This is a genomic window from Peterkaempfera griseoplana (genome assembly GCF_001418575.1).
GTDB classification, from domain to species: Bacteria; Actinomycetota; Actinomycetes; order Streptomycetales; family Streptomycetaceae; genus Peterkaempfera; species Peterkaempfera griseoplana.
The window spans coordinates 24,150-44,110 of record NZ_LIQR01000008.1; the positions used below are offsets into that span (position 1 = coordinate 24,150).

A 19,961-nucleotide genomic window follows, 5' to 3' on the forward strand; every position below is an offset into this window, starting at 1 on the left:
GCCGCAAAAGGGGGGAACCGTGAGCCGCAGCACCGCGCCGTCGCCACCCGCCGGCGCCCGCACCCGGGTCAAACAGCAGCTCGCCCGTGCCGCGGGCAGCCGCCCCGCACAGGGCGCCACGCTGCTCATCTACCACCGCGTCGGCGGCGGCTCGCCCGACGAGCTCGACGTCTCCACGGCGGACTTCACCGCCCAGATGGACCTGCTGGCCGAACTCCCCGGCACCCCCGTCGTCCCGATCGACGAGGCGGTCGACCGGCTGGAGCGCGGAGACCGGGCCGGTACCGCCGTCCTCACCTTCGACGACGGCTTCGCCGACGTCTACCACCACGCCTGGCCGGTCCTGAGGGAGCGCGGCCTGCCCTTCACCGTCTACCTCGCCAGCGGCCACGTCGGCGGCGAGATGCGCTGGGAGGGTTCCACCGCCAAGGCCGCCGGCGCCCCCGCCCTCAGCTGGGCACAGCTCGCCGAGATGGCCGCCGGCGGGCTCTGCACCGTCGCCAACCACACCCGCAGCCACGCCCGCCCCGCCCTGCTGACCACCGAGGAACTCGACGCCTGCAACGACGACGTCGAGGAGCACCTGGGCACCCGCCCCCGGCACTACGCCTACACCTGGGGCGTCCCGGTGCCGCACATGGAGTCCGCACTGCGGGCCCGCTTCCGCAGCGCCGCCACCGGCGAGGTCGGCCGCAACCTCCCGGGCGCCGACCCGGTACGGATGCGCCGCGTCCCGGTGCGCCGCACCGACCCGGTCGACTTCTTCCGCGCCAAGCTCACCGGGCGCCTCCTCCCCGAACGCGCCTACGCCCGCCTGGTCGCCGGCGCCAAGGCGGTGGGCGCCCGTGCCTGACGGCCCGCGCGGCCCCGGCGGCCGGCCCCTGCGCGTCGCCCATCTCACCACCGTCGACATGTCCCTCCACCTGCTGCTCGGCACCGAGCTGCGGCACGACGTGGAGAGCGGCTTCGAGACCTACGGGATCAGCGCCCCCGGACCGCACGTCCCCACCCTCGAGGCGCTCGGCGTCACCCATGTCCCGCTGCCCGCGCTCACCCGCTCCTGGAACCCGCGCAGCGACGCCGCAGCCGCCCGGGAGCTGCTGGCCGCGCTCCGGCGCATCCGCCCGGACGTCCTGCACACCCACAACCCCAAGACCGGAGTGCTCGGCCGCATCCTGGGCCGCGCCGCCCGGGTGCCGGTGGTGGTCAACACCTGCCACGGCCTGTGGGCCCAGGCCCATGACCCGCTCGCCAAGCGGGTGCTGGTCCTCGGCGCGGAGGCCCTGGCCGGCCGCTTCTCGCACGCCGAGCTCTACCAGAACGCCGAGGACCGGCGCACCCTCGCCCGCGCCGTACCCGCCCGCCGCTCCCGGGTGGTCGGCAACGGCGTCGACCTGGAGCGCTTCACCACCGGCCCGGACCGGGCCGCCGTCCGTGCCCGGATCCGTGCCCAGCTGGGCGTCGCCGACGACGAGCTGCTGGTCGCCGGAGTCGGCCGCAGGGTCGCGGAGAAGGGCATCCGGGAGTACGCCGCGGCCGCCCGCGCACTGGCCGGCAAGGCACGCTTCACCTGGATCGGCCCCGCGGACCCCGCCAAGTCCGACGCCCTGGCAGGAGCGCTCGACGGGGTGGAGTTCCTCGGTGAGCGCTCCGACATGTCCGACGTCTACGCGGCGCTGGACGTCTTCGTCCTCCCGTCCTACCGCGAGGGGTTCTCCCGCTCCGGCATGGAGGCCGCAGCCTGCGGGCTGCCGATGGTGCTGAGCGACATCCGCGGCTGCCGGGAGATCGGCACCCACGGTGAACACCTGCTGCTGGTCCCGCCGGGCGACCCCGCCGCGCTCACCGGAGCCGTCGGCCGGCTGCTCACCGACCCGGGCCTCAGGAGGCGGCTGGGGGAGGCCGCCCGCGACCGGGCACACCGGGAGTTCGACCAGCGGGCGGTGGCCCGGGTCTCCGTGCAGACCTATGCCGCCGTCGCCCGGGACCGGGGCCTGGGCTGGACGACCGACGTACCGCACAGACAGCACGGCTCACCGCTCCGCGCCGGTGCGGAGCCGACAGGGGGGAAGCACGCATGAAGCGAGGGGGGGACCTGGCGGTCGCCGTGCCGGCCGGGATCGTCGCGATCCCACTGGTACTGCTGATCGCCCTGCTGGTCCGCGCCACCATGGGCGGCCCGGTGGTGTTCCGTCAGGTACGCACCGGGCGGGACGGCGCCGAGTTCGAGATCCTCAAGTTCCGCACCATGCGCGACCGGCGCTTCCCGGACGAGGAGGACGCACCCCGCATCACCCGCCTCGGCCGGCTGCTCCGCGCCACCAGCCTCGACGAACTGCCCCAGCTGTGGAACGTCCTCCGCGGCGACATGGGTGTCATCGGCCCCAGGCCCACCCTTCCCGAGCAGGTCGTCCACTACTCGCCACGCCAGCGCGGCCGGCTGGCCGTCCGGCCGGGACTCACCGGCTGGGCCCAGATCCAGGGGCGCAACTCCATCAGCTGGCCCGAGCGGATCGAACTGGACCTCTGGTACATCGAGCACCGCTCGCTGCGGCTGGACCTGCGGATCCTGCTCCGCACGGTCGGCGTACTGCTGAGGCCCGCCGGAATCACCGGCGCGGGCGGCGTCAACCCCGGCTTCCCCGCGCCCAGCGAGCCCGTCCTGCGTGCGGTGCCCACCACCGCACCCCACCCCGGCACGGTGCCCGCGCAGGTGCACCGTCAGGGCGGCCCGGTCACCCCGCTGCCCGCCCGCACCCGTTACCCGCAGCCGGCCGCCGCGGCGGAGGAGGCGTCCTGACCGTACGCCGCAGGCACTGCCCGCGCCTGGTCCACCGACCCGGCGCGGGCAGTGCCGTGCGCCGTGCCCGCGGACGTCCGCGGGCACGGTAACGGCGGCCCGCCCGCGGCCGCCGGCCGTCGACGACCGGGGTGACACCGCTGCGGTGAACCCTCGGCCCTGAGCTGCCGCGCTGACCTGCCGCCCTGACCTGCCGCCCTGACCTGCGGGCCGCCGGTGCCGTGCGCCCCGGCGTGCGAGGGCCCTTCCCGGGCCCCTGCCCGAGCCGTACCGGGACGTCGGCGACGAGCCGCACCGGGCGTCCACGACGTGCCGTCCACGGCTGCCGGCCGGTCTGCGGCGTCCCGGCGCACCCGCCCGCCCGGAGGGTGGCGCCCAGCGGCGTCCGGCGGTGACGTGACCCGCCTGCGGGGCAGCCGGCAGACCGGTGCGGCCGGGCCAAGGAGGTCACGAGGGGCCTGCCCGCCAGGGGATTCGGCACGCCCGGGCATGGGGTGGAGGGCGCCGGGTAGGGGCGGATCCGACAGAGACACAGCAGCCGCGCAGGCTGACGTGCCATCAGCGACCGACCCGGTTTGGAAGGTCAGGACATGGGCGACGACAGTGACGGGACGTCCGGCCGAGAGGACAACGGAACGGCCAGGGGCGTGAAGCCCGCGGTGGCCATCCGCAACGCGCGGGAACAACTCTCCGCGCTGCTCGGGCGTGAGCCCGAGTCGGTCTCCGCACTGGCCCGGACCGACCAGGGCTGGACCGCCGATGTGGAAGTGCTGGAACTGGAGCGCATCCCGGACTCCACCAGCGTGCTCGCCACGTACACGGTGCAGCTCGACGCCGACGGCGACCTGATCGGCTACGAGCGGCGCCGCCGGTACAGCCGTGGTCAGGTGGACCGCCGCTGACCGGACCGGCACCGCACCGGCGATCACGGCCGGACACACCATGACCAACCGGGCACCTGACCGACATCGACCCCCCATCGAAAGGGGCGAATCATCGTGACAGTGGCCACACAGCAGACGGCCGCCCCTCAGGCCCAGAAGACCGACGGCGGCCTGTACGACATCCTCGAACTCATCCTGGACCGCGGACTGGTGATCGACGCCTTCGTGCGCGTCTCGCTGGTCGGCATCGAGATCCTGCGGATCGACGCCCGGGTGGTCGTCGCCAGCGTCGACACCTATCTGCGGTTCGCCGAGGCGTGCAACAGGCTGGATCTGGAGAACAAGGGCGGCGCCACCCTCCCCGATCTGGTCGGTGAGACCACGGAGAAGGGCGCCAGGGGCAAGACCCGGGGTGCTCTCTCGGGCGCGCTGGAAAGCATCTCCGACTCCTTCAGCCAGGGCCGGCAGGGCGACTCGCAGGAGGAGGAGCGGGAGGAACGCCCGCGTACCCGCCGCACCACCGCCCGCCGCAAGGAGGAGTCCTAGACCATGTCCGTCTACGTCTACGCGATCACCGACGAGCGAAGCACCCCCGACCTCGCCGACACCGCCGGTGTGGGCGCCCCTCCGGCACCCCTGCGGGTGGTGCGGTGCGGGGGCGTGGCCGCGGTGGTCAGCGACGCGGCGGAGACCGTGCGCGCCAAGCGGCGGGACCTCAAGGCCCATCAGGACGTCCTGCAGAAGCTGCGCCGCACCGGGCCCGTGCTGCCGATGCGGTTCGGCCTGCTGGCGGAGGACGACGCCGCGGTACGGCGGGTGCTCACCGAGCGGGAGCGCGACTTCTCCGAGCGGCTGCGGGCGCTCGACGGCCGGGTGGAGTTCAACGTCCGCGCCGTCCAGGACGAGGACACCGCGCTGCAGGCCGTCCTGGCCGGCAGCGAGCAGGTGCGGCGGCTCAACGAGGCGGCCCGCAGCGGCTCCCACCAGGACCGTCTCGCCCTGGGCGAGGCCGTCGCCGCCGAACTGCAGTCCCGTCAGCAGGCCATGGCCGCACGGGTGTCGGCTGCCCTCCGCCCCCTGGCGGAGGCCGAGGCCTCCGGAACGCTCTCCTCGTCCGGGGACATCTTCCTCAGCGTGAGCTTCCTGGTGCGCGGTGAGCGGGCGGCCGAGTTCGGCGCCGCCGTGGACCGCCTCGCCGAGGACATCGGCCCGGAGGCGGAGCTGCGGCTGTACGGGCCGCTGCCGCCCTACAGCTTCGTGGAGGCGGCGGCCGGGGCTCCGGAGCGGCAGTGGGCCTCCTGACGGGGCTGCTCACCCTGCCGCTGGCGCCGGTGCGCGGGGTCGGCTGGGTGCTGGACCAGGTCGTCGCCGAGGCGGAGCGCCAGTACCGCGACCCCGCACCCGTCGAACGCGAACTGGCGCGGCTGGAGCGGGAACTGCTGGCCGGCCGCATCACCGAGGAGGAGTTCGACCGCCGGGAGGACGAGCTGCTGGACCGCCTGGAGGAGCTGAGGGGCCCGCAGACGGGCACCTTCGGCGGGCCGGCCCGGGACGGATGAACACCACCGAGCGATCAGGAAGTGGAAGCGCGTGAACACCAACACCAAGATAGGCATCGCCGTGGCAGGCGGCTATCTGCTCGGCCGTACCAGGAAGGCCAAGCTCGCCATAGGCCTGGGCCTGTGGCTGGCCGGTAAGAAGCTGTCGATCGACCCACGGCAGCTGCCGCAGCTGCTCGGCGCGCTGCCGGGGGCGGCCGGCCTCAGCGCTCAGGTACGCGGCGAACTGGCGAAGGCCGGCAAGGAGGCCGCCGGCGCCGCGCTGACCCGCAGGGCCGACAGCTGGGCGGAGTCCCTGGGCCGGCGGACCGAGATGCTGCGCGGCGCCCCCGTGGGCGGCTCGCGGGACGAGCCCGACGACGAACCCGACGACGAGTACGACGGTGAACCGGAGGCCGAGGAGGCCGAGGAGCCGGACGCGCCGGAGGCCGAACAGGAGGAGACGGACGCGCCCGAGGACGCGGAGGAGGAGCCCGAGGAGACCGCACCCCGGCGCCGCCCCGCAGCCCGCACCGCACGGAAGACCGGCAGCGCCGCCCGGAAGTCCGACGGCCCTGCCCGGAAGTCCGAGGGCGCGGTACGGAAGTCCGAGGGTGCGGTGCGGAAGACGGCGGGCACCGCCCGGCGGGCCGCGGGAGCCGCCCGGCCGCGCCGCAAGGCCGCGGAGAGGAGCCGGGACGATGGCTGAACACAGCGTCACCGGCACCCTGGGACGGGTCCGTCAGGCCGCCGCGCACAACCCCGGGACGGCCCGGCTGATGGACGCGGCCGAACAGTACCTCCAGGCCAGGGTGAAGCACACCGTCTCCTCCCTCGGCCGCGGCCTCGGTGAGGCGACCACCAGGCTTCAGCAGGGCGACACCCCGCTCCAGGGCGGCAATCCCCTGAAGGGCGGCGCCTCACTGCTCGGCGGAGTGGTCAAGGACCAGGCCAAACAGGCCCTCAAGAACAAGGCCTCGGGTGCCGCGGCCGGCCTCAAGGAGAAGCTCGGCGGCCTGCTCGGCAAGGGCGGCCGTGGCCGGGGCGGCGGCGGTTCCAAATCGGTCACCATCGTCGAGGATCTCGCCGTCGGGGTGCCGGTGCGCACCGCGTACGACCAGTGGACGCAGTTCCAGGAGTTCGGCAACTGGTCCAAGGGCGTCCGCAGCGTGGAGAACGCCGACGAGACCACGACCCACTGGAAGGCCAAGATCTTCTGGTCCAGCCGCAGCTGGCAGGGCAAGGTCACCGAGCAGATCCCCGACCGCCGCATCGCCTGGACCACCGAGGGCGCCAAGGGCACCACCAAGGGCGTCGTCACCTTCCATCCGCTGGGCGAGGAACTCACCCAGGTGCTGCTGGTGATCGAGTACTTCCCCAAGGGCCTCTTCGAGAAGACCGGCAACATCTGGCGCGCCCAGGGCCGTCGCGCCCGGCTGGACCTCAAGCTGTTCCGGCGCTTCGTCACCATGAAGGGCGAGGCCACCGGGTCGTGGCGGGGCGAGATCCGCGACGGCGAGGTCGTCACCTCGCACGAGGACGGCCTGCGTGACGACGAGGACCACGGTGAGGAGCGGTCCGGCGGAGGCGAGCCGGACGACGAGTACGACGAGTACGACGAGCCGGGGGAGGAGTACGCGGAGGACGACGAACCCGAGGACGAGTTCGCCGAGGACCAGGAACCCGTGGACGAGTTCGCCGAGGACGAGGAGCCCGAGGAGGAGTACGTCGAGGAGCCCGAGGACGACCCGGAACCCGGCTACGGTCCCGGGGACGAGGCCGAGGACGACCGCGCGTACGAGAAGGAACCTGCTCGCTGAGGCGAGGGGACGGAACCGTGAGCCAGATCTACGCATCCCCGCCGCAGGGCGGCGGCGCCAACCTCGCCGACATCCTGGAGCGCGTCCTGGACAAGGGCGTGGTCATCGCCGGTGACATCAAGATCAACCTGCTGGACATCGAGCTGCTCACCATCAAGCTCCGCCTGCTGGTGGTCTCGGTCGACAAGGCCCGCGAGATGGGCATCGACTGGTGGGAGAGCGACCCGTCGCTCTCCTCCCGGGCCCGGGACTGCGCCGTCGGCGACCGGCGGGACCAGCCGGACCTGGAGGCCGAGAACGCGCGCCTGCGCGCCGAGCTGGCCTCCCTGCGCCGGCCGGCACCCGAGGAGGTGGAACGATGACGGCGACCTCCGTCTACACCTACGCCGTGCTGCTGCCCTTCCACGGCCACCAGGAGGCGATCCCGGAGCTGCGGGGCGTCGGCGGCCTGCCGGTCCGGCCGGTCCTCCACGGGGGACTGGTGGCGGCGGTCAGCGACGTCCCGGCGGGCGACTTCAGCGAGCAGGCCCTCAGGACCCGGCTGGAGGACCTCGCCTGGGTGGAGACCACCGCCCGCGCCCATCACGGTGTCGTCGCCGCACTGGCCGCCAGGACCGCGGTGCTGCCGTTGCGGCTGGCCACCGTCCACCTGGACGAGGACCGGCTGCGGCTGATGCTGGCCGACCGCCGCTGCGACCTCGCCGAGCAGCTCGCCCGGCTGGCCGGGCACGCGGAGTGGGGCGTCAAGGTGTACGCGCTGCCCGCGGCGCAGTCGCGCACTCCGGAGCCCGGCTCCGCCTCCGGCCCGGCCGACAGCCCGGGCAGGTCCTACCTCCGCGGCCGCCGCGAGCAGCGCCGTGCCCGGGAACGCGGCTGGGAGGACGCGGCACGGTTCACCGAGCGCCTGCGCAGCGAACTCGGCGAGCTGGCGGACGGCCTGCGCCGGCACCGGCCGCAGTCGGGACAGCTGGCCGTCGGTCCCGGGACGAACGTGGCCAACGACGCGTACCTGGTGGCGGAGGACCGGGCGGCGCAGTTCCAGCAGCGCATACGGTCGCTCGCCGAACCGGAGGCCGGTCTGCGGGTGGAGGTCACGGGCCCCTGGGCGCCCTACTCCTTCGCCGCCACGGCGGAGAGCGGCACGGCCGTCCCGGAGCACGCATGACCGCGGAACCGGCCGTGCGGGACGCCGCGGGGCCGCCGGCCGGGCCGCAGCTCGCACTCATCGACCTGCTGGACCGGCTCCTGGACGGCGGGGTGGTCCTCACCGGTGACCTGGTGCTCTGCATCGCCGACGTGGACCTGGTGCACATCTCGCTCCGCGCCGTCATCAGGTCGGTGGAGGAGGCCCTGCCGTCCCTGTGGGAGGAGGTGCCGCGATGACCGAGCGGCTGCGGATGGACCAGGACACGGTGGAGCGGGACCTCATCCGGCTGGTGCTCACCCTGGTCGAACTCCTCCGTCAGCTGATGGAGCGTCAGGCATGCCGCCGGGTGGACCGCGGCGACCTCTCGGAGGAGGAGGAGGAGCGGGTCGGGCTCACCCTGATGCTCCTGGAGGAGCGTATGGGCGAACTGCGGGACCGCTTCGGGCTCAGCCCCGAGGACCTCAACCTCGACCTGGGCCCGCTCGGCACCCTGCTGCCCCAGGACGCGGGGTGACCGGCAGGCCGGGGGCGGCCGTGCGCACCGCTCCGGCCCTGCGGGTCACCAGGCGCCGTGGTAGGCCGCTCCCAGGACCAGGACGGCCGCCGCGGTGAGCAGGAACACGATCCCGCCCACGATGTTGCGGGACCCCACCCGCAGATGGGCGATGATCGCGCCGATGAAGTAGAGCACCAGGCCACAGGCGGCGAGAGTCCCCAGGAGCGGCACGGCGAGCCCGGCCAGCAGCCCCACGGTGCCCGCTGCCAGCAGCATGCCGAGCACCGGCACCCACTTCCGCGGAATGCCCTTCATGTCCGCCTGGGACTTGGGGTACTCATGGCCGATCAGATAGGTGACGGCGGCGGCGCCGTTGAAGACCACGCCGAGTATGGTGACCGTGAGGTACGCGGCGAACACGATGTCTCCGTCTCTGTGGGGCGGGGTGCCGGCGGGCACCGCCGCTGCGGGATGTGGTGTCCCCGGCTGGGACGTCGGGTGGGGCTTCCGGGGCCGTCCGCGGCACCGGTTCCAGGGCGGGTGACCGGCCGCCCTCCCGGGTCGCGGGGGCGGGCCGTCCGGCAGCCCACGCGGCAGAACCGGCGCAGAGGGGGTGACGGGTCCACCAGCCCTGCTGTGCGCCCCCCGCGACCTGGCCCTTCGGCGGAGCCTCCGACACGCCTTCGTCCCCCACTGCTGTAAGCCGGTTGTGCACGGCCGGCCCGCCGCCTGACCCGGGTGGTCCTCCTGCCCCGTCCGCACTCGCCGAGCGGCGGCCAGGTGCTGCCGAAGTCCCTTGCCGTGAACGGCAGTTGAACGTGCACCACTGTGGGACAACCTAAAGGACCAGTCCCCGCCAGCGAGGGCGAACCCGCAGACCCGGTGACGAGCCCCGGGGGCCCCGGACACGAGAGCGGTGACTGTCAGAGGTGCTTGCCACGGTGCACGCGTCCGTCAGGATCCGGTACACGGGGGGTTGTTGTGGGCGGCACCGGCATGCACGCGTTCGGTATCGGTCTGTCCGACCAGTGGACGGCCATGTGGAACGGCGACCTCGGTCTCGTCGACGAGATGATGGCGCCCGAGTTCGTGCTCCGCCACGCACAGGCGGGCACCGACGCCTTCGACGGGATCCGCACCCCGCCGCAGCCGGCCGAGACGGTCGCCGCCTGGCACCGATCCCACGACGGGCTTCTCTTCACGGCGGAGGGCACCGCCGTGGTCGACCTGACACCCGCCGGCGGAGGGCCGACCGGATCGGTCGCACGCCCCTACCTGGCACGCTTCGCCGGCGAGCGGGGCGGAGAGACCGCCAGAAGCGGAATCGACATCCTCAGGGTCTCCGCCGGGCTGATCGTCGAGGTGTGGTCCGTCTCCTCAGGCGCAGGCGGGCGGACCTTCCACCGCCGAGTGCCCGGACCGGTGGCACCCGTGCGCGGGCCGTGCGGTCACCCGGGCCGGACGGCCCCGGAGCGCCGGTCAGCCCGGGCGGGCCCCGCACGACGTCCCGCGCCCGCGACGCGTCGCTACGCGGGAGCCACCTCGGGCCGGCCGTGCCCGGCGCCGGAGTCCTCCTCCGTCAACGGGCGCGCCGTGGCCATGCCCAGCAGCAGACCGGCGCCCACGGTGACGGCGGCGAAGCTGAGCACGTAGTCGATGGTGGCGTGCACCGCCAGGCCGGTCAGTGCCACAGCCGCCGAGAGCGCCACCGCCGTGGGCCGCGGCGAGCGTGCCAGCGACCAGAGCGTCCACAGAAAAGCGCAGATCAGCAGGGCCAGCCCGGGCAGCCCCTGCTCGGCGGCCTGCTGCAGCGCCGCCGAGTGGGTCTTGGTGGTGTCCTGGTCGGCCCGGGCGGTGGGGCTCTGCTCGGCGAACCGGTCCGGCCCCACGCCTCGCAGCGGATGCCGGCCCACCTGGTCCAGCGCGTCCCCCCACAGCTCCAGCCGGCGCTCCGACAGCTGGGCCACCGCATGCCGCTGCAGGGCCGCCGGGACGTGGCCGCGCGCCAGCGCGACCGTGCCGCAGCCCGCCAGCGCCGCACAGAGCGCCAGCACCACCAGCAACGGCCCCCGGCGCCGTGACCGTGCGGCCGCGCAGGAGACCAGCAGCGTCGCGACCGAGGTGGCGAAGGCCGCGGCCGAGCCGACCAGCAGGTTCAGTCCGGCGAGGACGGCTCCCAGCGCCAGCAGCGCCGCGCGTACCCGGATGCCGCGCGCCGACCAGGCGGCGCAGCACGCCGCGCCGACGCCCAGCGCCAGCAGCGCGCCGTCGGCGTTGCCGTAGTGCAGCGGGGGCGCCAGCGGATCACCGGACAGGGCGCCGGGTGTGGCCGCGACCACCAGCCCCACCGCGACGGCGGCCGCCGCCGGGGCCACCGTGGGCAGCAGCGCCCCGGCCACCCGCCCGGCGGCGAAGCCGGCCGCGACCGCCAGCAGGGCCAGCAGCACCCCCTCGGGCCGGGCCGCCTCATGGCCGACCGCGGAGGCCAGCGTCCAGCCGGCGCAACTGGTCAGGACCACCGGGCCCAGCACATCGGGGCTCGACACACGGGACCGGGACGGCAGCACGGCACCGGAGACGGCATCAGAACCCGGCATCCCCGCCCCCTTCGAGTCCCCCCGCTGCGGACCGGCACCGCCGCCGTGCCGTCGGCCCCGGGCATCCGGGCCCGAAGCGGTGCGGCAGGTGGCCGGGCACCCGGACCTGCCCACACCGTAGTGCCGCAGCGGGCAGGATGTGACCATGTCGCAAAGGATTTCCGCGCCGGATGTACACACCGTCCCGCACCCCGCGCCGGCACCGGCGGCCGAACACGGCACCGGCCTGTGGATCGCGGGAGCCGGGGGAGTCGGCCGGGAGGCCCTGGACACCGCGCTGGCCGCGGGCGTCCGGGTGGCGGGATTCCTCGACGACCACCTGGCCGGGGGCACGGTACGGGGGCTGCCGGTGGTGGCGCCGTCGCAGGTGCCGTCCGGTGCCCGCTACCTGGTGGGGATCGCCGACCCCGGGGTGCGGCTGCGCCTGGCGGAGCTGCTGGAGCAGCGCGGCGCCCGCCCGGCCGGCCTGGTCCACCCCCGGGCGCTGATCGCACCGGAGACCGAACTGGCCGAGGGCTGCCTGGTGCTGGGTGGGGCGTACATCTCCAGCAGTGTGCGGCTGGGTCCGCACACCCAGGTCCACTACAACGCCACCATTGGCCATGACGCGGTGCTGGGGGCGCGGGTGACGGTCTATCCGGGCGGCAACGTCTCCGGTGCGGTGCGGCTGGAGGACGGCGCCACCGTCGGCAGCAACGCGGTGGTGCTGCAGGGGCGCACGGTGGGCCGCGGGGCGTTCGTCGGCGCGGCGGCGGTGGTCACCCGGGACGTACCGCCGGGGACGACGGTGGTGGGCTCCCCCGCACGGCCGCTGCGCGGGCCGGGGAGCGCATAGTCTCCCCGTATGGCGATTCCCGAGTTCCTCCGCGATCTGCGCTCCCTGGTGGGCACCCGTCCGCTCTGGCTCTGCGGTGTCACCGCCGTCGTCCTCGACGACCAGGGCCGGGTACTGCTCGGCCGCCGGGCCGACACCGGCAACTGGTCGGTCATCAGCGGCATCCTCGACCCGGGCGAGGAGCCCGCGGACGGCGCCGTCCGCGAGTGCTGGGAGGAGACCGGGGTGGAGGTCGTACCGGAGCGGATCACCAGTGTGACCGTCTCGCGGATGCTGGAGTACCCCAACGGGGACCGCAGCCAGTACGTCGAGATCACCTTCCTGTGCCGGGCGGTGCGCGGTGAGGCCCGGGTCAACGACGACGAGTCCCTGGAGGTCGGCTGGTTCGCCCAGGACGCCCTGCCGCAGCTGGGGGAGAGCGCCACCCGCCGGCTGAACCATGCGCTGAGCGGAAACCCCGAGGCGCACTTCTCCTTCTCGGGTCTGGAGGAGGTCCTCACCCCGGCCCGGGGCGTCTGACCTTCGCGGGCCGGGGAGCAAGTCGGGCCACCGCTCCCCGCCCGTGGGCACCTGCACCGCGCCCACGGGCCGGGCGGCCGTCGTGCCGGCGCCGGGCCCGGGCGCGGCAGGCCGGTTCGAGGCAGGGCAGTTCAGGAGCGTTTCAGGCGCGGAACCACTCCACCGTGCGCTCCAGCCCCTCCCGCAGCGGCACCGGCTGCACCTCCGGGAAGAGCGACCGCAGCCGGGAGTTGTCCGCCTGGGAGTCCCGGACGTCGCCGGGGCGCGGCTCGCTGTGCTCCACCTCCACCGGCCGGCCCAGCACCGACTCCAGCTCGGCGACCAGCTCGGTGAGCGAGGTCCGGCTGCCGAAGGCGAGGTTCACCGGGTCGGGGTGGACCACCCGGCGCAGCACCGCGTCGGCCAGCACCCGGGTGACGGTGCCGACATAGGTGAAGTCGCGGGTCTGCCCGCCGTCGCCGTGCACCAGCAGCGGCCGCCCGGCCAGCGCGGCGTCCACGAACGCCGGCACCACCGCGGCGTAGGAGTGCCCGGCCGGCTGCAGCGGACCGAAGACATTGAAGAACCGGAACGGCAGCACCCCCAGCCCGTAGCAGTGGTGGAACGCCGCGAGGTAGGCCTCGGTGGCCAGCTTGCTGACCGCGTACGGGCTCATCGGCGCCGTACGCATCGTCTCCCGCTTGGGCAGCTCCCGGTTGGCGCCGTACACCGACGACGAGGACGCCGCCACCACATGGAGGTCGCCGGCCCGGCGGGCGGCCTGGAGCACCTCCAGGGTGCCGGTGGCGTTGGCGTGGTGGCTGGCCACCGGGTCGGCCACCGAACGCGGCACCGACGGCAGGGCCGCCAGGTGCACCACGGCGTCGGCCCCGGCGAACGCCTCGTCCAGCAGCGCCGGGTCGAGGACGGTGCCCTCGTGGAAGGCGACGTCCAGCCCCGTCAGATTGGCCTTGCGGCCCGTGGACAGGTCGTCGACCACCCTGACCTGCTCCACCTCCGGCCGCTCCAGCAGGGTCCGGGCCAGGTTGGCCCCGATGAAACCGGCTCCGCCGGTGATGACGACTCGCATGGCGTACCCCCCTCTGCGGCCGGCCCGCTGCGTCCCCCCGGGGCGGCCGGCTCACCCCGTCGGCGATGGTAGCCCCGGGCCGGCCGCCGGCGGGCCGGAAAGCGGACGGAAGCCGGGTCAGCCCTTGCGGAACCGGTAGGCGTCCTCCGCGGCGTCGACCACCGCCGCCAGGTCCCCGCCCGCCGAGGCCGTGACCACCGCGGCGATCGCCCCCTCCACGAAGGGCGCGTTGGCGAACCGGGTCGGGAACGGCAGCCCGTTGCTGTCGGCCTCCGCCAGCAGCGACTTCACCGTCAGCACCGCACTGCCCAGATCCGACAGCAGCACCACGCCCATGCCCTGGTCCACCCGCTTGGCGGCGGCCAGCACCAGTTCGGCGCTGGTGCCCAGCCGGCCGTCCGCGGTACCGCCGGCGGTTCCCACCGGCGCCGGATCACCGGAACCCACCAGGCCGATGGCCAGCGCGGCGGTCGCCGAGGCGACCTCCCGGCTGTGCGACACCAGCACCACGCCCACCCGGTCCAGCTCCGCCGGGTGCGCGATGACCGGGGGCTCCACCGGGGCGACGGCCGGGCGCGGGGCCACCCGGCGGGCGGCGCCCGACTGAGCCGAGGGGGCCTCACTGATCGGGATCACCTCGGCGCCGCCGCCCTCGGAGGTGCTCATCGCGGCCCCGCCTCCGTCCCCGGTGCTCCCGGCGCCGACGCGTCCCGCAGACACGCCAGCAGCAGCGCCGAGGAGGTGGCCCCGGGATCCTGGTGGCCGATGCTGCGCTCGCCCAGATAGCTGGCGCGGCCCTTGCGGGCCAGCAGCGGAACGGTGGCCTCCGCCCCCGCCAGGGCCGCCTCCGCCGCCGCTGCCAGCGCCTCCCGGGCGCTGCCGCCGTCGGTCAGCGCCCCGGTGTAGGCCTGGGAGGCGGGCAGCAGGGCGTCGACCATGGTCTTGTCGCCCGGCTCGGCGCCGCCCAGCTCCCGTACGGCGTTGACGGCCGCCGCCAGGGCCTCGCCCAGTTCGGGCGGGGTCACCTCGGGGGCGTCGCCGAGTGCCTTCCCGGCCCTGCGCAGCGCCGTGCCGTACAGCGGGCCGGAGGCGCCGCCGACGCTGGAGACCAGGGTGCGGCCCACCGTGACCAGCAGCTCCCCCGGCGTTCCCGGCGGCTCGGTGCGCACCGCGAGCGCGGCGGCGGTGAACCCCCGGTCCAGGTTGGCGCCGTGGTCGGCGTCGCCGATGGGGGAGTCCAGCTCGGTGAGCCGGGGGCTCTCCCGGTGTACGGCGTCTACGGCCAGCTCCAGCCAGTGGCGGAAGAAGGCGGTGTCGAGGACGGTCACGGTCGGCATCCGGGTTGTCGCTCCTGCGGTCGAGGGAGTGGGGGGTCAGCGGCCCCAGCGCAGCGCGGGGGTCTGCACCGGCGCGTCCCACAGCCGCAGCAGGACGTCGTCGGTGCGGCACAGCGTGAGCGAGCAGCCCGCCATGTCCAGGCTGGTGACGTAGTCGCCCACCAGGCAGCGGGCGATCGGCACGCCGCGCCGGCGCAGGATCCGGTCCACCTCGGCGCAGACGACGTAGAGCTCCTGCAGCGGGGTGCCGCCCGTGCCGTTGACCAGGACCAGCACCGGGCCGCCCGGGGGCAGGTCGGCCAGGACCGCGTCCAGGCAGACCTCGGCGAGTTCGGCGGCCGGCATCATGGCCCGCCGCTCCCGGCCCGGTTCGCCGTGGATGCCGATGCCCAGCTCCAGTTGGCCGTCCGGCAGGTCGAAGGTGGGCGAGCCCTTGGCGGGGGTGGTGCAGGCGGTGAGCGCCACCCCGAAGCTGCGGGACGACTCGTTGACCCGGCGGGCCGTCGCGGCGACCTGGTCCAGCGGCGCCCCGGACTCGGCGAGCGCCCCAGCGAGCTTCTCCACGAAGAGTGTGGCGCCGGTGCCGCGCCGCCCGGCCGTGTACAGGCTGTCGGTGACCGCCACGTCGTCGTCCACCACCACCTGCCGCACCTCGACCCCGGCGTCCTCGCACAGTTCGGCGGCCAACCGGAAGTTGAGCACGTCACCGGTGTAGTTCTTCACGATGTGGAGTACGCCCGCGCCGCCGTCCACCGCCCTGGTGGCGGACGCCATCTGGTCGGGCACCGGGGAGGTGAAGACCTCACCGGGGCAGGCCGCGTCCAGCATCCCGAAGCCGACGAACCCGGTGTGCAGCGGCTCGTGCCCGCTGCCGCCGCCCGAGACCAGGCCGACCTTGCCGGCCCTGGGGGCGTCGCGGCGCACCACGATCCGGGCCTCCAGGTCCACGGCCAGCTCCGGATGGGCGACGGCCAGACCGCGCAGCGCGTCGGGGACCACCCGATCGGGGGCGTTGACCAGCTTCTTCATCGCCGCTTCCTCCCGTTCCGCCGAGTGCAGCCGGCCGGTCCGCGGGACCACCGCGACCGCTGCTGCCACTGTCGCAAACCCGAGCCCGCTGCGGAACGACCCGGAGCGGCCCGGCTCCCGGCGTGTCCGCGCCCCGGCGAGTGTGCAACCGGGGCAAACGGCTGCTGGCGACGTGCCCCGCTGGCTACGCTGGCTCCCGGACGACGGCGGGAGGAGTGCAGGAGTGTCAGGCGAAAGCACCAGTGTGGACCTCGGCGGACCCGAGGTCCTCGCAGACGGACGGAAGCCGCAGATCGACCTCAGCGAAGCGCAGTGGCTCTCCAGCAGCCAGGGGGTCGGCGATGTGCAGATCGCCTTTGTGGAGGGCTATATCGCGATGCGCGACGGCCGGCAGCCGGACGGCCCGGCGCTGATCTTCACCCCCGGCGAGTGGCGGGCCTTCGTGCTCGGCGCACGGGACGGCGAGTTCGACCTCACCTGACCGCCGCACGGCGTACACGGCAGGCCGCCCCGTCCCGCGCTGCGCCCGGCGGGCGGCCTGCCGTGCGCCCGCCCGGGGACGCCCGGCGGGCGGTGACGGCGGCCGGGGCCGCCGCCCGGCCACGCCCGACGTGGGGCGGACGGCTGCGCGGCCTGCGCCGACCGCCCCGTACGATGTCCCCATGCCGTTTCTCCGCCGCCGCTCCGGCACCCCCGCGGGCCCTGACTTCGATGTGCTCGCGATGGACCCCGGGGACTGGCCCGGCCACTTCGGAGCCGCCATCCTGGCCGGTGCCGACGGGACCTGCCAGGGGATCTTCCTGCGCTACGACCTCTTCGGCGGCCGCGGCCCCGCGATGCTGATCGGCAACCTGCCGGAGGGTTCCCCGGCCAGGGAGCCGGAGGACGGCGTTCCCTTCGAGGTCCGGCAGCTGCTCGCCGCCCTGGAGAACGACGAGCCGGTGAGCGTCGTCTCCACCGAGGACTTCCCGGTGCTGCTCGGCGACGACCTGCTGATCGTCAAGAAGGTCAAGGTCAGCGAGGAGAGGGTGACCTGCGCCCAGTTCGGCCGCAGCGACGGCGTCCAGGTCACCATCGCCTCCTGGGACCGGCCGATCTCGGACGACCTCTACCAGCTGCTCAAGCCGCTGCCGGCCGACATGTTCCAGCAGGGCTGAGCGCCCCCACGCCCCGCCGGGCGGCGGGCCGGGACCGTCGCCGGCGCGGCCCGGCCGTCGGACCGCGGTTGACGCCGCCGAAGCCCGGTTCGTAGATTCCCTCCATGCCGTGCCGTCCGCTGCTGACCCGTCGCAGCCATGTCGACCTCCGGCGGACCGCCAGCGCAGTCTGTAGCGGCGCCGTGCGCGACCGCGCGGCGGCGCCCCTCGCCGCCGCGCGCCGTACGGCCTGACACCTCCGCCGAACCCTCCGCGCCCTCGCGCCGTCCCGCCCCGGCTGCGCCGCCCCGCCGTCGCCGCTCGGTGTCCGGTGCACCGCGCCCCCGCCCGCTGCCGCGCGCAGCGCCGCCACCGTTCCGGAGAACCGCATATGACGACCCTTCAGCACAGCGGCCCCACCACCGTCGCCGCCGCCATGGCCGCGCTGCCCCGCGTGGTCGACCTGCTGGCCGCCCGCGCGGACGAGCTGGACCGCGAGGGCACCTTCCCCTACCAGGGCATCGAGGCCGTCCATGAGGCCGGGCTGCTCACCCTCACCGTCGGCGCCCGCTACGGCGGGACGGCGGCCGGCCTCGCCGACACCGTCCGGGTGCTCGGCGAACTCGGCCGGGGCGACGCGTCGGTGGCGCTGGTCGCCGCCGGTACGCTGCTCCACCACGCCGCCCAGTCCCACCACGGCTTCTGGCCGGAGCCCCTCTACCGGGCGCTGCTGGAGGAGTCCCGCCGCGGGCCGGCCCTGGCCGCCACCCTGCGGTCGGAGCCCGCGGACGACACCGCCGGCCCCTCGGAGATCCCCGCCACCGTGGCCCGCCGCACCCCCGGCGGCTGGCTGCTGCACGGCCGCAAGACCCGCTGCACCGGCGCCGAGGCGCTCTCCTGGATGGCGGTCCCGGCCCGGACCGACGAGCCCGTGCCCCGGGTCGGGACCTTCCTGGTGCGCGGCGACGCCCCCGGGATCGAGATCGACCCCACCTGGGACCATCTGGGGCTGCGGGCCAGCGCCGGGCACGATGTGCTGCTGAACGACGTGCTGGTACCCGAACGGGCCGCCGTCGGCCTGCGCGACCCGGGCATCCGTCCCGGAGCCGGCCAGGACGGCCCCGAGGCACAGGGTCCCGAGGCGCTCGCGGCGGCCTGGCGGAACCTGGCCCTGCCCGCCGTGCAGCTGGGCGCCGCCCGTGCCGCCCGCGACTGGCTGGTGGGCTTCCTGCACCGCCGGGACACCTCCCGGGCACCGGCCCCCCGCGCCGCCCTCGGTGAGATCGAGATCCGGCTGGCCTGCGCCGAGGACCTGCTCACCGCCCTCGCCCAGCGGATCGACCAGGGCGATCCGGCAGCCGTCCCCCGTACCGGCCCCGCCGGGCTGCTCGCCGTACGCGCCGCGGTCTCCTCCGTGGAGCAGGCCCTGGCCCTGGCCGGCGACCAGGGGCTCAGCCGCGCCAACCCCCTGGAGCGGCACCACCGGGACATCCTGTGCGGACGGACCCACTGCCCCCAGGAGGACGCGGTGCTCACCGGGGCCGGAAGCGCCGCCCTGGCCCGGGCGGCGTCCCGCTGAGCCCGGCCGGCGCCGGGGCTCAGCGGGTGCCCACCGCGGCCCGCACCGCACGGCGCGCCAGGGCCGCGTCGTCGTGCAGCCGCCGGATCAGGATGCGCTGCTCCTCACCGGCGCCGGGCACGTCGTACCTGCGCAGCTCCCGCATCAGCACCAGGATCAGGTTCACCAGGAACGCGTCCCGGGGCACCGTCCCGGACGCCTGCGCCAGCTGGCTGATCTGCCGACGTGCGGCAGTGTCGCCGGAGAGCACGCTCCAGAGCACCGCGAGGTCGTAGCCGGGCAGGTACCAGCCGGCCCGCTCCCAGTCGACCAGCACCGGCCCGGAGGGGGCCAGCAGCACATTGGAGAGCAGCGCGTCGCCGTGGCAGAACTGCGCCGGGGTGTGGGCCAGGCCGTGCAGCAGCTGTTGGAGGTCACCGGTGTCCCGGTCGGTCAGCAGGCCCAGGGCGTGGTAGCGGGCGATCTCGGTGGGGTAGTCCAGCGGGGCGTGGAAGCCGGACTGCGGCCGCCACAGGTTGAGCGCCCGGACCGACCCCAGCACCGCACGCACCTCGCCCGGCGTGGGGGCGTCCCCGGGGTGCCGCTCCCGGGCGGCCGGACGGCCCGGCACCCGCTCCAGCAGCAGCACACAGCGGTCCGGGTCGGCCGCCACGAGCTTGGGCAGCCGTACCGGGGGCCGCAGCCGTACGAAGGCCCGGTAGCAGGCCACCTCATGGCGGAAGCTCTCCACCCAGCGCAGCTCCTCGGGGCCGCGCCGTACGGTCGGCGTCAGGCACTTGGCCACCACCGGGGTGCGGCCGACGGTGCCCGCCACCAGGACGTGACGGCTGTCCTCGCGGATCAGCTGGCGCGGGGTGAACGAGGGACATATCCGCGTCACATGGGCCATCGCCGCCCGCACCAGCGGGGACTGCAGGGCGGCGGTGTCCGGCCGCCCTGGGGCCGGCTGGGGCAGCCGGCCGCGCAGCGCGGGGTCGCCCGCCGGACGGGGCAGCAGGGCCGTGCCCACCGGTGTCACGGAACGCCGGGGGACCATGGGGGAGCGGGTGTCGAGGGGATGCCCGGTGTGCACCGGGGCGGACGGCGCGCCCACCGGGCGGCGGCGCAGCGCGGCCGGGGCGTGCAGCGCGGTGGGGGACTGCGCGACAGGGGACGGGGCGGTGGCTGACGGATAC

At 75.0% G+C, this 19,961-nt stretch carries 26 protein-coding genes; 19 read left to right on the top strand and 7 right to left on the bottom strand.

The window, feature by feature from the left end; genetic code table 11:
- Positions 1 to 19: 19 nt before the first annotated feature.
- The 13 genes from AOK09_RS00600 (at position 20) to AOK09_RS00660 (ending at position 8,703) form a co-directional block, all read left to right on the top strand.
- Positions 20 to 853, top strand: a complete 834-nt coding sequence (locus AOK09_RS00600; RefSeq protein WP_055585083.1) for a polysaccharide deacetylase family protein — start codon at positions 20 to 22, stop codon at positions 851 to 853.
- Positions 846 to 2,081 (top strand): glycosyltransferase family 4 protein, encoded by a 1,236-nt coding sequence (locus tag AOK09_RS00605; RefSeq protein ID WP_245687056.1) that lies wholly within the window; start codon positions 846 to 848, stop codon positions 2,079 to 2,081. Before AOK09_RS00600 ends, AOK09_RS00605 begins: the two co-directional genes overlap by 8 nt.
- Entirely contained in the window at positions 2,078 to 2,800 is a 723-nt protein-coding gene (locus AOK09_RS00610) for a sugar transferase (protein ID WP_079062611.1), read from the top strand. The genes AOK09_RS00605 and AOK09_RS00610 overlap by 4 nt, the downstream gene beginning before the upstream one ends.
- A gap of 590 nt (positions 2,801 to 3,390) precedes the next feature.
- Positions 3,391 to 3,702, top strand: a complete 312-nt coding sequence (locus AOK09_RS00615) for a gas vesicle protein GvpO (RefSeq protein ID WP_055585084.1) — start codon at positions 3,391 to 3,393, stop codon at positions 3,700 to 3,702.
- Between the two features lie 93 nt (positions 3,703 to 3,795).
- Positions 3,796 to 4,230, top strand: coding sequence for a gas vesicle structural protein GvpA (locus tag AOK09_RS00620; protein WP_407675317.1), 435 nt, complete (start codon positions 3,796 to 3,798; stop codon positions 4,228 to 4,230).
- Positions 4,231 to 4,233: 3 nt separating this feature from the next.
- Positions 4,234 to 4,986: a GvpL/GvpF family gas vesicle protein gene (locus AOK09_RS00625; RefSeq protein WP_055585086.1), complete on the top strand. Its 753-nt coding sequence runs from the start codon at positions 4,234 to 4,236 to the stop codon at positions 4,984 to 4,986.
- Complete coding sequence (locus AOK09_RS00630) at positions 4,974 to 5,243, top strand: gas vesicle protein GvpG (RefSeq protein ID WP_055585087.1); 270 nt, start codon at positions 4,974 to 4,976, stop codon at positions 5,241 to 5,243. The genes AOK09_RS00625 and AOK09_RS00630 overlap by 13 nt, the downstream gene beginning before the upstream one ends.
- A gap of 31 nt (positions 5,244 to 5,274) precedes the next feature.
- Complete coding sequence (locus AOK09_RS00635) at positions 5,275 to 5,931, top strand: hypothetical protein (protein ID WP_055585088.1); 657 nt, start codon at positions 5,275 to 5,277, stop codon at positions 5,929 to 5,931.
- Positions 5,924 to 7,042 (top strand): SRPBCC family protein, encoded by a 1,119-nt coding sequence (locus tag AOK09_RS00640; RefSeq protein WP_055585089.1) that lies wholly within the window; start codon positions 5,924 to 5,926, stop codon positions 7,040 to 7,042. The genes AOK09_RS00635 and AOK09_RS00640 overlap by 8 nt, the downstream gene beginning before the upstream one ends.
- A gap of 17 nt (positions 7,043 to 7,059) precedes the next feature.
- The gene (locus AOK09_RS00645) at positions 7,060 to 7,404 is read left to right on the top strand and encodes a gas vesicle protein (protein ID WP_107101198.1); all 345 of its coding nucleotides are present in this window, start codon (positions 7,060 to 7,062) and stop codon (positions 7,402 to 7,404) included.
- Positions 7,401 to 8,207, top strand: coding sequence for a GvpL/GvpF family gas vesicle protein (locus AOK09_RS00650; RefSeq protein ID WP_055585091.1), 807 nt, complete (start codon positions 7,401 to 7,403; stop codon positions 8,205 to 8,207). Before AOK09_RS00645 ends, AOK09_RS00650 begins: the two co-directional genes overlap by 4 nt.
- The gene (gvpJ, locus tag AOK09_RS00655; RefSeq protein ID WP_055585092.1) at positions 8,204 to 8,425 is read left to right on the top strand and encodes a gas vesicle protein GvpJ; all 222 of its coding nucleotides are present in this window, start codon (positions 8,204 to 8,206) and stop codon (positions 8,423 to 8,425) included. Before AOK09_RS00650 ends, gvpJ begins: the two co-directional genes overlap by 4 nt.
- Positions 8,422 to 8,703, top strand: a complete 282-nt coding sequence (locus AOK09_RS00660; RefSeq protein WP_055585093.1) for a gas vesicle protein K — start codon at positions 8,422 to 8,424, stop codon at positions 8,701 to 8,703. The genes gvpJ and AOK09_RS00660 overlap by 4 nt, the downstream gene beginning before the upstream one ends.
- Positions 8,704 to 8,748: 45 nt before the next feature.
- Here the strand turns inward: AOK09_RS00660 and AOK09_RS00665 are convergent, their stop codons facing one another.
- Together AOK09_RS00665 and AOK09_RS00670 are read right to left on the bottom strand one after the other, a co-directional pair.
- On the bottom strand, positions 8,749 to 9,105 hold the full coding sequence (locus AOK09_RS00665; RefSeq protein WP_055585094.1) for a DoxX family protein: 357 nt from the start codon (positions 9,103 to 9,105) through the stop codon (positions 8,749 to 8,751).
- A 1,106-nt stretch (positions 9,106 to 10,211) separates the two neighbouring features.
- Positions 10,212 to 11,282 (bottom strand): O-antigen ligase family protein, encoded by a 1,071-nt coding sequence (locus AOK09_RS00670; protein ID WP_079062612.1) that lies wholly within the window; start codon positions 11,280 to 11,282, stop codon positions 10,212 to 10,214.
- A 145-nt stretch (positions 11,283 to 11,427) separates the two neighbouring features.
- On the opposite strand from AOK09_RS00670, the gene AOK09_RS00675 reads away from it, so the two are divergent.
- Positions 11,428 to 12,117 carry an acetyltransferase gene (locus tag AOK09_RS00675; RefSeq protein ID WP_079062613.1) on the top strand — a complete coding sequence of 230 codons (690 nt, stop codon included), beginning with the start codon at positions 11,428 to 11,430 and terminating at the stop codon, positions 12,115 to 12,117.
- Between the two features lie 9 nt (positions 12,118 to 12,126).
- Positions 12,127 to 12,636, top strand: coding sequence for an NUDIX hydrolase (locus tag AOK09_RS00680; protein WP_055585095.1), 510 nt, complete (start codon positions 12,127 to 12,129; stop codon positions 12,634 to 12,636).
- 142 nt (positions 12,637 to 12,778) lie between these two features.
- Here AOK09_RS00680 and AOK09_RS00685 read toward each other — a convergent pair whose 3' ends face one another.
- From AOK09_RS00685 to dhaK, 4 genes are all read right to left on the bottom strand, one after another.
- Complete coding sequence (locus tag AOK09_RS00685) at positions 12,779 to 13,705, bottom strand: NAD-dependent epimerase/dehydratase family protein (protein ID WP_055585096.1); 927 nt, start codon at positions 13,703 to 13,705, stop codon at positions 12,779 to 12,781.
- 117 nt (positions 13,706 to 13,822) lie between these two features.
- Positions 13,823 to 14,248, bottom strand: coding sequence for a PTS sugar transporter subunit IIA domain-containing protein (locus AOK09_RS00690; RefSeq protein ID WP_055585106.1), 426 nt, complete (start codon positions 14,246 to 14,248; stop codon positions 13,823 to 13,825).
- A 119-nt stretch (positions 14,249 to 14,367) separates the two neighbouring features.
- A complete protein-coding gene (dhaL, locus tag AOK09_RS00695; protein WP_055585097.1) occupies positions 14,368 to 15,042 on the bottom strand; it encodes a dihydroxyacetone kinase subunit DhaL in 675 nt (224 codons plus the stop codon).
- A 36-nt stretch (positions 15,043 to 15,078) separates the two neighbouring features.
- Positions 15,079 to 16,071, bottom strand: a complete 993-nt coding sequence (gene dhaK / locus AOK09_RS00700; RefSeq protein ID WP_055585107.1) for a dihydroxyacetone kinase subunit DhaK — start codon at positions 16,069 to 16,071, stop codon at positions 15,079 to 15,081.
- 223 nt (positions 16,072 to 16,294) lie between these two features.
- Here dhaK and AOK09_RS00705 point away from each other — a divergent pair, with 223 nt between their 5' ends.
- The 4 genes from AOK09_RS00705 to AOK09_RS00715 all read left to right on the top strand — a co-directional run bounded on the left by AOK09_RS00705 (position 16,295) and on the right by AOK09_RS00715 (position 18,786).
- Positions 16,295 to 16,552: a DUF397 domain-containing protein gene (locus AOK09_RS00705; protein WP_079062615.1), complete on the top strand. Its 258-nt coding sequence runs from the start codon at positions 16,295 to 16,297 to the stop codon at positions 16,550 to 16,552.
- A gap of 181 nt (positions 16,553 to 16,733) precedes the next feature.
- On the top strand, positions 16,734 to 17,228 hold the full coding sequence (locus AOK09_RS00710) for a hypothetical protein (RefSeq protein ID WP_055585098.1): 495 nt from the start codon (positions 16,734 to 16,736) through the stop codon (positions 17,226 to 17,228).
- A 104-nt stretch (positions 17,229 to 17,332) separates the two neighbouring features.
- Positions 17,333 to 17,461 (top strand): putative leader peptide, encoded by a 129-nt coding sequence (locus AOK09_RS43540; RefSeq protein WP_407675316.1) that lies wholly within the window; start codon positions 17,333 to 17,335, stop codon positions 17,459 to 17,461.
- A gap of 137 nt (positions 17,462 to 17,598) precedes the next feature.
- A complete protein-coding gene (locus AOK09_RS00715; RefSeq protein ID WP_055585099.1) occupies positions 17,599 to 18,786 on the top strand; it encodes an acyl-CoA dehydrogenase family protein in 1,188 nt (395 codons plus the stop codon).
- 19 nt (positions 18,787 to 18,805) lie between these two features.
- Here the strand turns inward: AOK09_RS00715 and AOK09_RS00720 are convergent, their stop codons facing one another.
- Positions 18,806 to 19,822, bottom strand: coding sequence for a phosphotransferase (locus AOK09_RS00720; protein ID WP_079062617.1), 1,017 nt, complete (start codon positions 19,820 to 19,822; stop codon positions 18,806 to 18,808).
- Positions 19,823 to 19,961: the final 139 nt, after the last annotated feature.